General features: G+C 48.9%; 13 protein-coding genes. 7 read left to right on the forward strand and 6 right to left on the reverse strand.

Annotated features, from left to right (window positions below):
• Positions 1-8: 8 nt before the first annotated feature.
• The 4 genes from C7B65_RS16125 to C7B65_RS16140 form a co-directional block, all read right to left on the reverse strand.
• A complete protein-coding gene (locus C7B65_RS16125) occupies positions 9-1,298 on the reverse strand; it encodes an FtsW/RodA/SpoVE family cell cycle protein (RefSeq protein ID WP_181314414.1) in 1,290 nt (429 codons plus the stop codon).
• A gap of 129 nt (positions 1,299-1,427) precedes the next feature.
• Positions 1,428-2,033: a hypothetical protein gene (locus C7B65_RS16130; RefSeq protein WP_073073201.1), complete on the reverse strand. Its 606-nt coding sequence runs from the start codon at positions 2,031-2,033 to the stop codon at positions 1,428-1,430.
• Positions 2,034-2,095: 62 nt separating this feature from the next.
• On the reverse strand, positions 2,096-3,121 hold the full coding sequence (locus C7B65_RS16135) for a zinc-dependent alcohol dehydrogenase (RefSeq protein ID WP_073073293.1): 1,026 nt from the start codon (positions 3,119-3,121) through the stop codon (positions 2,096-2,098).
• A 103-nt stretch (positions 3,122-3,224) separates the two neighbouring features.
• Complete coding sequence (locus tag C7B65_RS16140; RefSeq protein WP_073073200.1) at positions 3,225-3,740, reverse strand: hypothetical protein; 516 nt, start codon at positions 3,738-3,740, stop codon at positions 3,225-3,227.
• Between the two features lie 109 nt (positions 3,741-3,849).
• On the opposite strand from C7B65_RS16140, the gene C7B65_RS16145 reads away from it, so the two are divergent.
• The 6 genes from C7B65_RS16145 to C7B65_RS16170 all read left to right on the forward strand — a co-directional run bounded on the left by C7B65_RS16145 (position 3,850) and on the right by C7B65_RS16170 (position 9,812).
• On the forward strand, positions 3,850-4,200 hold the full coding sequence (locus C7B65_RS16145) for a slr0373 family blue light stress response protein (RefSeq protein WP_073073198.1): 351 nt from the start codon (positions 3,850-3,852) through the stop codon (positions 4,198-4,200).
• Between the two features lie 121 nt (positions 4,201-4,321).
• A complete protein-coding gene (gene ycf46, locus C7B65_RS16150; protein ID WP_073073289.1) occupies positions 4,322-5,830 on the forward strand; it encodes a stress-responsive protein Ycf46 in 1,509 nt (502 codons plus the stop codon).
• 154 nt (positions 5,831-5,984) lie between these two features.
• On the forward strand, positions 5,985-6,338 hold the full coding sequence (locus C7B65_RS16155) for a DUF1257 domain-containing protein (protein WP_073073196.1): 354 nt from the start codon (positions 5,985-5,987) through the stop codon (positions 6,336-6,338).
• Positions 6,339-6,429: 91 nt separating this feature from the next.
• Entirely contained in the window at positions 6,430-7,302 is an 873-nt protein-coding gene (locus tag C7B65_RS16160) for a 3'(2'),5'-bisphosphate nucleotidase CysQ family protein (protein ID WP_073073194.1), read from the forward strand.
• A gap of 60 nt (positions 7,303-7,362) precedes the next feature.
• Positions 7,363-8,052 (forward strand): Crp/Fnr family transcriptional regulator, encoded by a 690-nt coding sequence (locus C7B65_RS16165; RefSeq protein WP_073073192.1) that lies wholly within the window; start codon positions 7,363-7,365, stop codon positions 8,050-8,052.
• Positions 8,049-9,812 (forward strand): M61 family metallopeptidase, encoded by a 1,764-nt coding sequence (locus tag C7B65_RS16170; RefSeq protein ID WP_073073186.1) that lies wholly within the window; start codon positions 8,049-8,051, stop codon positions 9,810-9,812. Before C7B65_RS16165 ends, C7B65_RS16170 begins: the two co-directional genes overlap by 4 nt.
• A 35-nt stretch (positions 9,813-9,847) precedes the next feature.
• Here the strand turns inward: C7B65_RS16170 and C7B65_RS16175 are convergent, their stop codons facing one another.
• Positions 9,848-11,794, reverse strand: a complete 1,947-nt coding sequence (locus C7B65_RS16175; RefSeq protein ID WP_083583013.1) for a sensor histidine kinase — start codon at positions 11,792-11,794, stop codon at positions 9,848-9,850.
• 367 nt (positions 11,795-12,161) lie between these two features.
• On the opposite strand from C7B65_RS16175, the gene C7B65_RS16180 reads away from it, so the two are divergent.
• A complete protein-coding gene (locus C7B65_RS16180; protein ID WP_073073184.1) occupies positions 12,162-12,866 on the forward strand; it encodes a bacteriorhodopsin in 705 nt (234 codons plus the stop codon).
• Between the two features lie 2 nt (positions 12,867-12,868).
• Here C7B65_RS16180 and C7B65_RS16185 read toward each other — a convergent pair whose 3' ends face one another.
• On the reverse strand, positions 12,869-13,408 hold the full coding sequence (locus C7B65_RS16185; RefSeq protein ID WP_219898602.1) for a fasciclin domain-containing protein: 540 nt from the start codon (positions 13,406-13,408) through the stop codon (positions 12,869-12,871).
• Positions 13,409-13,454: the final 46 nt, after the last annotated feature.

The raw sequence follows: 13,454 nt of genomic DNA on the forward strand, positions 1-13,454 counted from the left end.
CACCCCATTTAAGGCGCGTTGCGAGGTCTCAATCGTTTCGGCTCAGAAGAGGCTTTAGGCTGCGGTTCTGAAGAAGGCTTGCGTCGCGATCGCCGATTCACAGAGTTGGGAGTCGGCTGAGAGGTCGAGACAGGTTTGGCTAAACGTCGCTCAGGCAACGAAACTACTTCTGCTTCGCTGCTTTCTCGTGCCACTCGAATCAAAAGTGCCGCCGAGATCAAGCTAGAAATCATCGAACTGCCGCCATAGCTAAAAAACGGCAGAGGTAATCCTGTAGTGGGAAGCGCCCCAGTCGCCACGCCAATATTCAATAGCGATTGACCCACCATTAAAATCATGATGCCGATCGCCACTAGTCGCTGCACGGTGGTTCGAGCTTTGCGGGCAACTAGGAACGCCAGCGTGCCATAAATTAGCAGCAACATCAGCAGCAAGATGCTGCCAACCAAGCCAAATTCTTCGGCAAAAATGGCAAAAATAAAGTCAGTGTATTGGATGGGTAAATAGCCCATCTTTTGCTGCGAGAGTCCGAACCCTGTGCCAAAGGTTCCGCCTGACCCGATCGCCAATAAACTTTGAATTAACTGATAGCCATCTTGTGACGGGTCAGCCCACGGATTGATGAAGGACATGATCCGCTTGCGCTGATATTCTCGCAGGCTGATGCTCAATGTTGCCAGCAGCAACCCACCCCCGGCAGTACACCACAGATAGATGTAGGGCAACCCCGCAGCTAGGGCAATCAGCCAGAGCGTAATCCCACACAGGGCAGCGGTGCTGAGGTTTGGCTGAAGCAAAATGCTGACCAGCATGACGCAAAAGATGCTCACCCAGGTGATACGGGTTGTCCAAGAAAGCCGCTCCCACTGCCCAAAGATGCGCGCCGACTGCAAAACCAGAAAGGGTTTGATTAGCTCTGAGGGTTGCAGAAGAAAGGGACCGATCGCAATCCATCGCGCACCGCCTCCGATCGAGGTGCCAACTCCTGGCAGCAGAGTGATCAAAATCACACCCAAGAAGATCAGCAGAAACCAATCAGCGATCCCTAAAACATAGCGCAGGGGTGCATGAACGAGAAGGTTAAACCCCACCATGCCAATCAAAACAGCCAAAGCTTGCCGCTTGATGTAATATAGCCCGTCGCCAAAGTCGGCATCTCCGACGGGGTAAGAGGCTGAAAACATCACCACGAGTCCGACGAAGAGCCAGAGAAAGGTCAGCCACCGCAAAATGCGAGCTTCTGCGGCCCAATCTTGAGCCGTCGTATCGAAAAAAGGAATTAATTGGCGCAACTTCACAGCGATCGCTCTCCAGTCACAGGCGGCACCTCAAAGGTGAAGGTGTCAGGTTACAGGCGTTAATGGCAATTGGCATCCGAGTTAACCCTTAGTTAGAAAATTCGACCCTGACTAATCGATACTTCAGGTCTATCGATTTCTGATTTCTGCTTCTAAAGGGTCTACATCGTCTCTGAGAAGTAGGGTTAGTCGCCCTGCGTAAGCTAGACCTTCGGGTGTTTGGGCAATTTCTAACCAGTAGGCGTATCGGCTACCTCGACGGAGTTCTCCTTGCAGCGATGCCAACAGAGGATTGTTTTGGGCGATCGCCTGCTGAATGGTGACTTGACTGGGATAAGTGTAGATAATTTGGGCGCGATCGAAGTCTTGAGCAACCTCTAAGCCATAAATTGCTCTTAGGGATTCTTTAAGGCGTTCTTGGGTGACACCGTTTCGCATATCAAATAATGTCAGGCGTTCGCTGCGGATGATCCCCGCGTTGGGAGACTGTTTGATCCGACTTGGGGACAGCAGTGAGGCTTCAAAGGTGAATCGTTGAGCAGCCGTATTACTTTTCGTGACCAAAAACTTCTCACCTCGACTAGGGCGCAAGGTTGAGTTCGCCTGCATCCATGCCGCCACTTCTTTGGTGGTTTGTCCAGGTAGTGCCCTGGCTGGGTTGGCTCCTAAAATTAGCAGAAGCAGAAGTCCAAATCCTCCAAGTCCTAACAGTGAGCCAAATCGAATTCCGTTCATCTCACACTCCACCGCTACAAACAGATAGTCTTCTCGATCGCTAGCAATTCAGCCTTGATAATCTAGGGCACGATCGCCACTTTTACGACTTTGCGCTGCTTCATATCTTGAAACACCTGCTCTAAGTTCTTTAAAGGTTGGTGATCGCTGATCAGCAACTCAAACGGAACAGTGTGACTCGCAATGAGGGCAAGCGCAGCCCTAACAAACTCAGGCGTATTGTGGAACACCCCTTTTAGAGTCAGTTCATTGTAGTGGAGTTGTTCGGTGTTGACGGTAATTGTTGTGTCACGCGGGCAGCCGCCAAACAAATTGACGGTGGCACCTGGGCGGACACAGGCGATCGCCGTTTCCCAAGCAGATGGAACGCCCGTCGCCTCGATCGCGATATCTGCGCCCCAGCCATCGGTTAAGTCACGAACTAAGTTCGGCAAATCGGGCACTTGCCGATAGTTAAATGTTTTAGCCGCGCCAAATTTTTTGCCAATATCCAACCGAGAATCACTGCCGCCAAACAAAAACACCTCGGCAGATTGTTTTGCCAAAGCGGCCACAAACATTAGCCCGATCGCACCATCCCCTAACAGCACGACCCGATCGCCCGGTTTGACATTTGATCGTGCTACACCGTGCAGCACACAGGCTAATGGCTCAGTCATCGCTGCCATCGCATCTGATAAACCCGCCGGGACTGAGAGGAGATTGTGTTGCACGATCAGCGCAGGAACCTTGAGATACTTTGCGAAAGTGCCGTTATTAAAGGTCAGATTAGTGCAGAGAGAAAATTCTTGACGCTGACAAAAAAAACAGGTCATGCACGGGGCAGAATTATTGGCAACGACACGATCACCGACGTTCCAACCAATCACGCCTGCTCCAAGTGCCACAATTTGCCCGGCGGCTTCGTGCCCAAACAGAGTCGGCGGCTTCAGCATCTTGGCATGTCCGCCTCGTCGCCAAACCTTTAAATCGGTGCCACAGGTGGTGGCGGCTCCAACTTCGATGACAACCTCCCCGTCAGCCGGAGTTGGGTCAGGAACGGTTTCTAAACGGAGGTCTTCTTGACCATAGAGGAGGGCTGCTAACAAAGCGATCGACTCTCTGAACTGATTGCTCCAAAATCTTATCCCAATTTGATTTACGCAACCGATTTGTAGGAGCATCGCACTGCTGGGCCCTCTCGTGATCGTTCTATTTTGCAGAGACTCGATAATGGCTGGCAATGTAGTTAAAAAATCGGAAGTAATCAGCAAATTTTTGGTTTGGGGTACTGCCGCGCCAATAATAGCGGGTTCCTTCGTGCACCAGAGTCAGCGTTAACGAACTTGATTCTGCGCCAATCTTTGCATCCAGGTTTCCCGGCACACCCTGTAGTGTTTTGAAATTGAGAGGAGCCGGGATGGACGGCTGCTTTTTACGATCGCGCATAAACGATCGCTCATAAGCTGCCCAGCCGCGAATCTCTACGTCTGGATTTTGGGGATCACCAAACGCAATTCCATCTCGGTTTTCTGGTGGAATCGACATCACCCAGCGATCGGGATAAGGAAACTCAAACCCAAACCGCTCATTTTTATAAATTTTCCAAGTTGTGCTTGAGGTCGAGTCATTTGAGCCACAGCTCATCAGAAAAACCGTCAAAACCAGTCCTAGCGAGAACTGTACGATATGGGATTTGCGAATTAAAGGCGAGAGATTAATACTCATTTGTAAACGAATGTAACAATAATGCTGTCATGCTGGCTTAGCATCTTGACAGCTTCAGATATAACCCATATCTTTACTGATATACCCGGGTAAAACGACCGAGAGTCCTATGCAAGACAAGCAAAAAGTCACGTTGTATCTTCCGCCAGAACTGCACCGTCAGCTAAAAATTAGAGCGGCTGTCGCTGCCGAGGCAATGTCAGCCCTAGCAGAAAAAGCCCTTATTTTCTACTTGACTCACCCTGAAATGGTTGAGCAACTAGAAGGAGTTCACGGGCAAGCTCACCGGATTTACAACTGTCCTGAGTGTACGTCTCCCGTCACTCTTAAGGATGGTGAAATTGTTGCTTTAGGCAAGCAATCTGGTGTAACTGTCGATGACGAGCTTCCAGTTGGTAAGCCTCAGAAAGTCGGTTCTGCTGCGGGTAATCAAGGAGAGGGCGAACTCGTCCCCTGCTAATGTTTTTAATTTAAAGGTTCTCACTGCTCTCGTTATATTCACTGCTCTGTAGTGCGCTTAACTAAAGTTTGAGAAAATCTTATTCGATCGGTCTGAGCCGTTTCTTATGGGTTCGGTGGTTATGCAAGAAGAGCTAAACATTCTCATACAAGCTCAATATCCTCTAATCTACCTGGTGACCTCAGAAGAGGAACGGGCTGAACAGACAATCGCGACGATCGCCCAAGCCAAGCCTCTCCGTCGAGTCTTTCTCTGGACGGTCACTCACGGAATCGTTGAGTATGGTCAGCCCCGCAACGTCACTCAACACAATACGGTTTCCCCGGAAGCTGCGATCGAGTGGGTGATGAGGCAGAAAGAGCCAGGCATCTTCGTCTTCAAAGACCTGCACCCGTTCATTGACTCACCTGCCGTAAATCGGTGGCTGCGAGATGCGGTTGCTAGTTTCAAAGGCACTCAGAAAACTATTTTGCTGATGTCTCCGGTGCAAACAGTGCCGATCGAGCTTGAGAAAGAAGTCGCGGTCATTGATTTTGCAATGCCCAGCATGGGAGAGCTAAATCAAGTTCTCACGCAGCAGTTAGATCAAAATAAAACCCGTCGCATCACAACCGAGACTCGCGAAAAACTTTTAAAGGCTGCCTTAGGGCTGACGCGAGACGAAGCGGAAAAGGTTTATCGTAAAGCTCAAGTCACAGCAGGTCGCCTCACAGAGGAAGAAGTTGATATTGTTCTCTCTGAGAAGAAGCAACTGATTCGTCGAAACGGCATCCTGGAGTATATCGAAGAAGACGAGACGATCGAGTCTGTCGGTGGGCTTGAAGAGCTAAAGCGCTGGTTAAAGCAACGCTCTGACGCATTTACCGAGCGGGCTAGAGAATATGGTCTGCCTCAACCTAAAGGAATGCTGATTCTAGGTGTGCCGGGTTGTGGTAAGTCACTGATTGCCAAAACCACGTCTAGACTTTGGGGTTTACCCCTGCTGCGCCTAGATATGGGACGGGTTTATGACGGCTCAATGGTGGGTCGATCGGAAGCCAATCTCCGCAACGCTCTAAAAACTGCCGAATCAATTTCTCCAGCCATTCTCTTCATCGACGAGATGGACAAAGCCTTTGCGGGCAGCACTGGGTCGGCTGACTCAGACGGTGGCACCTCAAGCCGGATCTTCGGATCGTTCCTCACTTGGATGCAGGAAAAAACCTCTCCTGTGTTTGTGATGGCAACCGCCAACCGTGTAGAGCGTCTTCCCGGAGAGTTTCTCAGAAAAGGACGTTTCGACGAACTCTTCTTTGTCGATCTGCCCAACGCCGAAGAGCGGAAAGACATTTTCAGAATTCACTTATCTAAGCGTCGTCGAGAAATCGAGCGATTTGACTTAGATCAGCTAGCCAATGTCTGCGACGGCTTCTCTGGTGCCGAGATCGAGCAAGCATTAGTCGCCGCGATGTATGAAGCATTCGCGCAAGACAGAGAGTTTACCCAGTTGGATATCATTGCGGCAAGTCGAGCCACCATGCCGCTATCCAAGACCATGACCGAGCAGGTAACAGCCCTACGGGATTGGGCTAGGCAGCGAGCGCGACCTGCTGCGTCCTCAGTCGCCGAATATCAGCGACTTGAGTTCTAGAAGCTTTCTCCTGCTCCCACAGGAGGAAAGACTAGCAGCAAATCTCTGCTAGTGGTTTCAAAAGAGCAATTAGCCATCAGTCATCTCTGAGCGCTAAGAGCGAATAGCTAACTAAACGTTGTTGTTGTTTTCAAATTTCCACGGAGGAAACCCAATGTCTCACTTTAGCACTCTGCGCACCAAGATTACCGACGCTGAAATCCTCAAGTCCTCTCTGCGTGACCTGGGCATCAACGTCAAGACCGAAGCTGACGTTCGTGGCTATAACGGTCAGCGCGTTCGCTCTGACATCGTTGCCATTCTCGACGGCGAATATGATTTGGGCTGGTCTCGCAATGCTGATGGTTCTTTCGACTTGATTGCTGACCTCTGGGGTGTTGCTAAGAAGCACAACCAGACCGAGTTGATCAACTCCATCAACCAGAAGTACGCAGTTAACAAAACCTTGTCTCAAGTCAGTCGTCCTGGTCTTCAAAACGCGAACGTTCAAGTAGTTCTGCAAAACTAGTCTCTCTGCGCGTTCCCAAGCTGACGGGTTAACCATGAGGTTAGCCCGTTTTTTTGTGCCAAAATAGCACTGCTGCCGTCACTGATCTGCCATGAAGCCCTTGGACAAAGACTTAGATATTAAGATTCGATCGCTGCTACGATCGTGTGGACAGCAAGCAAAACAAATGGCAACAGAAGGGCTGCAAGTCTTTCAAAAGGGGCCGGGTGATTTTGTCACGAATGTCGATCAGATGCTCGATCGCCAACTCACGGCTGAATTTTCTGCTCTGTTTCCTCAAGACGGCGTGATCACTGAAGAGAATGCAGCATCGAGACAGCGCTTTCAAGAACGTTATTCGCGGCTATGGTGTATCGATCCGCTCGATGGCACGGATGATTTCATTCACAGGCAGAAAGACTATGCGGTCATGGTCGGACTGCTGGAAAATGAATATCCGATCGCAGGTTGGATCTATGCACCAGAATCCGACATGAGCTATTTTGGGGGCAAGGATCTGGGCTTATGGCAAGCGATCGGAGACATGGCTCCTGAGCCGATCTCGATCGGTGAACCCAAATCTTCGGGCGCTCAAACCGTGGTCATTGGCGTTAAGGATCGGCACCATTTTGGAGATGCGATCGCGGATAAAGTCCCAGAGATCAAATTTGGCTTTTCTCAAGGAAGCTTTGGGTTGAAGGTGATGAATGTGATTCTCGGTCACGCTGGAATGTATCTTTATCTGAATGGGCGAGTGAAGATTTGGGATACTGTCGGGCCATTGGCGTTAGCGAAGACCGCAGGATTGGTCTGCTGTGACTTAGATGGAAATCCGATCAGCTATGCCCCTGATGCGATGGATTTAGAAAGTTTGGCACACCAGCAATCTATCGTCATTGGTTGGGCATCCTATATAGAGTCGCTGTTGCCTAGAATGAGGGCTGCGATCGCCCAGATCCTCCAATCTGAGCAATCACGATTGTAGAGAGGGAGCCCTAAGGCGTTTTTTAATTTCTCAACACCGTTCTATCCTGAAGATCTTTTCATGCAGACCGAAGTTTTCAGTGAGCTTTTTCCCTTACTCGCGGCGGCAAACCCAGAAACGCTTGACTGGCTGTTGTCTGTCGCCACCGAGCATGAATACCCCAGTGACAGAGCCGTCTTAATGGAAGACGCTTGGGGTAATGCCGTTTATTTCGTGGTTTCTGGCTGGGTAAAAGTACGTCGTCACTCAGGAACGGGTGAAAATGTCTCGACTCTGGCGATTTTGGGTCGGGGTGACTTCTTTGGCGAAATGGCAATTTTAGATGAATCGCCCCGATCGACCGATGTGATCGCCCTCTCAAACGTTCGTCTGATGAGCATCTCGGCTCAACGATTCATTCAAACCCTATTCAAAGATCCTCAGTTGCACCATCGAATGCTGCAACTTATGGTCAAAAGACTTCGCCAAACAAATATTCGGTTTCAACTCCGCAATCAGCCGCCTGCGATCAAACTTGTGAATACGTTGGTGTCTTTGGCTGAAAATTACGGTCAAGAGTCGAGAAACAGCACTGATATTTTTAACATCCCGCCTAAAGATTTTTCGGATGTGGCGGATATTAGTGTTGAGGACACCACGAAGATTTTGGAGAAGCTAGATAGCAAAGGATGGATCAAGATAAATCCCAGTCAGCAGGTCATTCATCTAATAAACTTAAAGCAGTTAATGAGCTTGATTGGTCGGAAGTGAATTTACCTAAGCCTCGCCCCTTCAGCCTTTCTTATCAGGTGTCGATGTCTCAGCCAGAGTCGCATCTGTTTGAGATCACGCTCTATGTGCGAGGCTGGGAGCAGCCAACGTTAGAGTTGAGAATGTCCGTCTGGACTCCCGGCTCGTACCTAGTGCGGGAATATTCTAGACATTTGCAAGATTTTGCGGCTCGTGGAGAAGCGGCACTTTCGTGGCGTAAGGTGCAAAAAAATCACTGGCAGATTGACACTCAAGGCACAAGTGAAATCGTGGTGCACTATCGCATCTTTGCCAATGAATTAACCGTGCGAACTAATCATCTAGACGAAACTCACGGCTATTTTAATGGGGCAGCGCTCTTTCTCTATGTGCCAGGTTTTGAGAAACAATCGATTCAAGTCGAGATTGTTTTGCCGCGATCGGACTGGCACATCGTCACGCCACTTCCAGCAGTGCCGGGACACCTCAACACTTTTGAAGCAAAAGATTTCGACACATTAGTAGACAGTCCCTTTGAGATTGGGCATCACCAAATCTACCCATTTGAGGCGATGGGAAAGCCCCATGAATTAGCGATTTGGGGACAGGGAAATGTTGACCCCGATCGCATCATTCACGATACCCAAAAGATTATTCAAGTCGAAGCTGAGTTGTTTGGGGGATTGCCCTACGATCGCTATCTCTTCTTACTGCATCTCACCTCTAGCGGCTTTGGTGGGTTAGAGCATAAAGATAGTTGTTCGCTGATTTATTCGCGGATGGGATTTCGGGCGAAGGATAAATACGATCGCTTTATGCAACTCGTCGCCCACGAATTTTTTCACCTGTGGAACGTGAAGCGAATTCGTCCCAAAGGGTTAGAAGTATTTGATTATGAGCGAGAAAATTACACACCATCTCTCTGGTTTAGTGAAGGAACGACGAGCTTTTATGATCTGATTCTTCCTTATCGAGCGGGAATCTACGATGCGAAGACTTATCTAAAATCCTTAAGTCAAGAAATTACGCGCTATCTAATGACTCCGGGGCGACTCGTGCAACCGTTGAGCGAATCTAGCTTTGATGCCTGGATTAAGCTTTATCGACCCGATGCCAATAGTGCCAATTCTCAGATTTCCTATTACTTGAAAGGGGAAATGGTGACTCTGTTGCTTGATTTAGGAATTCGGATCAAGCATGGCAATGAGCGATCGTTTGACGACGTGATGCGCCAGATGTGGAAGCAATTTGGAAAAGATGAAATTGGCTTTACGCCTGAACAACTTAAAGCCACGATCGAGTTAGTTGCGGGGTTTGATCTGACCGATTTCTTTAATCGCTATATCGAGGGTGGAACCGAAGAACTTCCGTTTGATGAGTATTTGGCTGGGTTTGGGTTGCGCTTGCAGTCAAATGGCGAAAATGACGATCGTCCGCCTCATCTCGGCGTAACTATCAAAACAGAACACGGGCGCGAGATGATCAAATCTGTGGAGTTTAGTTCTCCAGCGCAGCGAGCAGGAATGGTTGCTGGAGATGAATTGTTAGCGATCGACGGCTGGCGAATCGGCGCAGATCAGATCAACGGTCGACTAAAAGACTATCAACCGGGCGATACGATCGAGGTTGCCGTTTTTCATCAAGACGAGCTGCGAGTGCGATCGGTGACGCTGGCGGCTCCTCAACCCAATCATTATCAAGTTTTGGCGATCGAGCAACCGTCTACAATTCAGCAGCGCAATTTTCAGGGTTGGTTAGGGGTGCCGTTGATCGCAATATAGGGACATGGCATGCCGTGTCCCATCGTGCCGTGTTCCTACGCGATCGGTAATTGCACTACAAACGTGGTTTTTCCCGGACAGCTTTCGACGTGAATCGCGCCTTCTAATCGCTCAACTAGCTTTTTCACCAGCGCCAATCCCAACCCGGTTCCGCCATGCTTCCACGGGTCACTATTGGGAATGCGATAAAACTTGTCAAAAATCCGATCGTGCTCACTGATCGGAATCTCAACCCCCGAATTGCAAACGCGAACCACAACAGCCTCCGATTCACTTTGATCATCCACAGATGCAGAAATTGAGATCTGCTCACCTACGGGCGTATATTTGCAAGCATTATTGAGCAACTCTGCTAACGTTCGCTCCAAATAAGATAGGTCAGTTTTCACGGTTGGCAGGCTGGCAGCAATCTCTATTTCTAACCCTTGCTGCTGATTGTGGGCACGAGCTAAAAATGGCTCCACAGCTTTAGGAAGCCAAGACTGTAGAGACACTTCGCTCAGAGTTAAAGACGTTTGCTGCGAATCTAACTGGGCGAGATCTAGCAAATCATCAATCAAGTTAATTTCACGCTGACACTCATCTTTGAGCACTCGAAAATAGCGATCGAGCGGATTTTCCCGCGTCTTAAACATCCCCAAATCGCGCAGAATAATGTCTAACATGTGAATTGCCATTTTGATGTTTGCCATCGGAGTCCGCAATTCGTGAGACACCGTGCTGAGAAAGTCGTCTTTGAGACGATTTAGCCGCTCTAGTTCTTTCACCTGTGCCTGAGCCGCCTGAAAGAGACGCGCTTGACGAATCGCGATCGCGCACTGATTGGCAACTTGCTGCACTAAGCGAATGTCTTGATCGTTAAACTCATAAAAAGACTGATTAACCAGCCACAAATCGCCCAAAACCCCATTGTCGTCCAAGATTGGGCAAGCAAACATCGATACGGTGCCCCGCTCTGGGTGAGCTAACAGAGAGCAAAATTGGAAGTGATGACCCTGCAAAAGTTGCTCATAAATCTCTGGAAAATCTGCCAGTTGAGAGACTTTGCCCATCGAAGGCGGAATTCCGGCTGCATATTCATAACGAATGGTTGAGGTGCCCTGTTCGATATCAAAAATTGCCGCATTACAGCAGCCGACACCGAGCCGTTTTGCTAATGCTTTGACCGCACTTTCAAGAATCTGATCTTCATCAAGAGAGTCTCTGACCTGATCAGTAATTTGTTTCAGCGTCGCCTCAAAATCGTAGGCGAGTTGAAGTTGAGCCGTTCGCGTTTGCACCTGTCGTTCTAAATTGATATTCAATTGCTGAACTTGGCGATGCAGTTCGGCTTGTTGAATGGCGATCGCTAATTGATCCACCACATCACACACCAGTTCAACGTCTGACTCTTGCCAGGGTAAAGAAGCCTTTCGCAGTAAATTTAAGCTACCCCACAGCGCACCATCCACCTGAAGGGGCACAATTAGCCACGACCCAGCCGTCGTGTCAGCTAATCGATCGAGCGAGTTTGCATCCTGTTTGTGATGGCTGATGCGAATAATCTCTAATTGCTTTAGGCGAGTTGCGATCGCATTTCCCTGATCAGGAACCGTCATCCCCAACAAGCTGGGTGAGTTGACATCGATATCATAGTCAGACACATTTTGCCAAATCTGTTGGTCTGGCAAAAATTGCATAATGCCAACGCGATCGGCTTGCAGTAACTCGACAAATTCTGTGGTTGCGGTCGCAAACACAGTCTCTAAATCAAGCGAGTTACGAATAGTCTGAATCACCCGATTCAGGGCTTTGCTGCGCTGAATCTGTAACTGATGCTGTAGAACTTCGTTTGCCAGTTCTTGGTTGGCGCGAAGAAGTTCGGCCGTGCGTTCTTGCACCTGTTGCTCTAGGTGAGTGTTGAGCGTGTGCAGAGCGGCTTTGGTGTGTTTACGATCGGTAATATCCATATCTACTGAAGCTCTACCAATCGGTTGACTCATCTCGTCGTGACAGTTCCCTGAGTATCTCCAAAAGTTTTATATCAATGTTTAACTAGAAATACTGTAATGTTAGAAAAAATTCAAGTAGTAAATACTACATTTATTTGTTAAGTTAAGACCGTCTAAGAGTTTGTACGGAGAATTCTGAGAAACTTAACGCCAACACTAACGTAGCCTAAAAAAACTGGCGTTGGATTCAGTGCTTTCACTGAGGGAACAAAATCTTTCTTTATTAATATGTGTTCGCCAGAAATTCTATCTGAGGCAGTCAAGTTATTCCATTGGTCAGACGGATTTCTATTATTTGTTCCTTAAACTATATCGAAGGTTTTTGTTTTTATAAGAACGAACTGGATAGGAACCACCAATGACTCAAAATTGGCTCTTGATCGGATGTGTGGGCATGACTTTAGGAGCGATCGCGTTTGGCTTTGGCGCAAATAATGCCAAAAACGAGGCTTGGCGGATTGTCTACACGATTAACTTTTTTATCGCCGCGATCGCAGCAGGGCTTTATCTGGCGATGGTCTTGGGTCAAGGTTTTAATGTCATTTATAGCCGTCCGACTTATTGGGTTCGCTATGTCACCTGGTCTTTGTCTACACCATTAACTCTCGTGCTGCTCAGTTTTCTCGGAGGCACTAGCTTGCCGATCGCGGCCGGCATGGTAGGTGCAGATATTTATATGATCGCAACGGGGTTTGTCGCCACAATCTCGCCCAAACCCACCAGCTACATTTGGTATTTTGTAAGCTGTGGTGCATATTTAGGGCTGGTTTACCTGTTGCTGCACCACTATCGCAAAGAAGCAGCCCAGCAACATCCTAGAGGCAAGAAGGTGTTTGGCAAACTGCTCACCGTGCATCTGGTGCTGTGGACTGCTTATCCGATCGTGTGGATGCTGGCAAAGACTGGCTATAGCGTGATTGATAGCAGTGCAGAAACGATGTCTTACACCCTGCTAGATTTGGCGGCTAAGGTTGGGTTTGGGTTTCTCTCACTGAATTCTTTGCGTCAGCTAGAGCAAACGAGCGAAGTTCCGCAGCATGTTCAGGAGAGAGTTTTAAGATAGCCCTAAAGCTTCACGTCAGGCGGCACAATGATGCGATCGATGACATGAATTACGCCATTGCTCGCTTGAATATCAGGCTGAGTAACTCTAGCGTCGTTAACGGTCACTTGACTTCCAGTTTGAACCGCTAGAGTTTGCCCTTCAAGGGTCTTAATGGCTCCAGGTTGAAGCTGACTTGAAGACAACTCACCAGGCACGACATGATAAGACAAAATTCGAGTCAGGGTTTTGCGATTTTGAGGCTGCAATAGCTGTTGTCGTGTCGCCGCAGGCACTGCTGAGAATGCTTGATCGGTGGGGGCAAATACCGTGAACGGCCCCTGACCTTTAAGAGTCGCGGTTAACCCTCCTGCCTGAATTGCGGCAGTCAGGTTTCTCAGCGCAGGATTGGCAGCCGCAACCTCCACGATCGTTCCTCTCGCTTGCGGCGTTGGCGAAGAAGTTGGAGAAGTCATCACTGAAGCAGTGGGTGCTTGTGCTGGTTGAGGCGCGCAAGAAGTTGCGATCGGCAGCATCAGCAAACTCGTGAGCAGCACGCTCATCAGTCTTGTGTGGTTTGCCAGAAGTCGATTTTGCATTATTAAGAGG

Source organism: Phormidesmis priestleyi ULC007, from assembly GCF_003003695.1.
In the GTDB taxonomy this organism is placed as follows: Bacteria; Cyanobacteriota; Cyanobacteriia; order Leptolyngbyales; family Leptolyngbyaceae; genus Phormidesmis_A; species Phormidesmis_A priestleyi_A.

What these genes read in the sequence shown, in the direction of transcription:
- C7B65_RS16130 (WP_073073201.1), bottom strand. Translation starts at nt 2,033, where the DNA reads ATGAACGGAATTCGATTTGGCTCACTGTTAGGACTTGGAGGATTTGGA.
- C7B65_RS16140 (WP_073073200.1), bottom strand. Translation starts at nt 3,740, where the DNA reads ATGAGTATTAATCTCTCGCCTTTAATTCGCAAATCCCATATCGTACAG.
- C7B65_RS16145 (WP_073073198.1), top strand. Translation starts at nt 3,850, where the DNA reads ATGCAAGACAAGCAAAAAGTCACGTTGTATCTTCCGCCAGAACTGCAC.
- ycf46 (WP_073073289.1), top strand. Translation starts at nt 4,322, where the DNA reads ATGCAAGAAGAGCTAAACATTCTCATACAAGCTCAATATCCTCTAATC.
- C7B65_RS16155 (WP_073073196.1), top strand. Translation starts at nt 5,985, where the DNA reads ATGTCTCACTTTAGCACTCTGCGCACCAAGATTACCGACGCTGAAATC.
- C7B65_RS16160 (WP_073073194.1), top strand. Translation starts at nt 6,430, where the DNA reads ATGAAGCCCTTGGACAAAGACTTAGATATTAAGATTCGATCGCTGCTA.
- C7B65_RS16165 (WP_073073192.1), top strand. Translation starts at nt 7,363, where the DNA reads ATGCAGACCGAAGTTTTCAGTGAGCTTTTTCCCTTACTCGCGGCGGCA.
- C7B65_RS16175 (WP_083583013.1), bottom strand. Translation starts at nt 11,794, where the DNA reads ATGAGTCAACCGATTGGTAGAGCTTCAGTAGATATGGATATTACCGAT.
- C7B65_RS16180 (WP_073073184.1), top strand. Translation starts at nt 12,162, where the DNA reads ATGACTCAAAATTGGCTCTTGATCGGATGTGTGGGCATGACTTTAGGA.
- C7B65_RS16185 (WP_219898602.1), bottom strand. Translation starts at nt 13,408, where the DNA reads ATGAGCGTGCTGCTCACGAGTTTGCTGATGCTGCCGATCGCAACTTCT.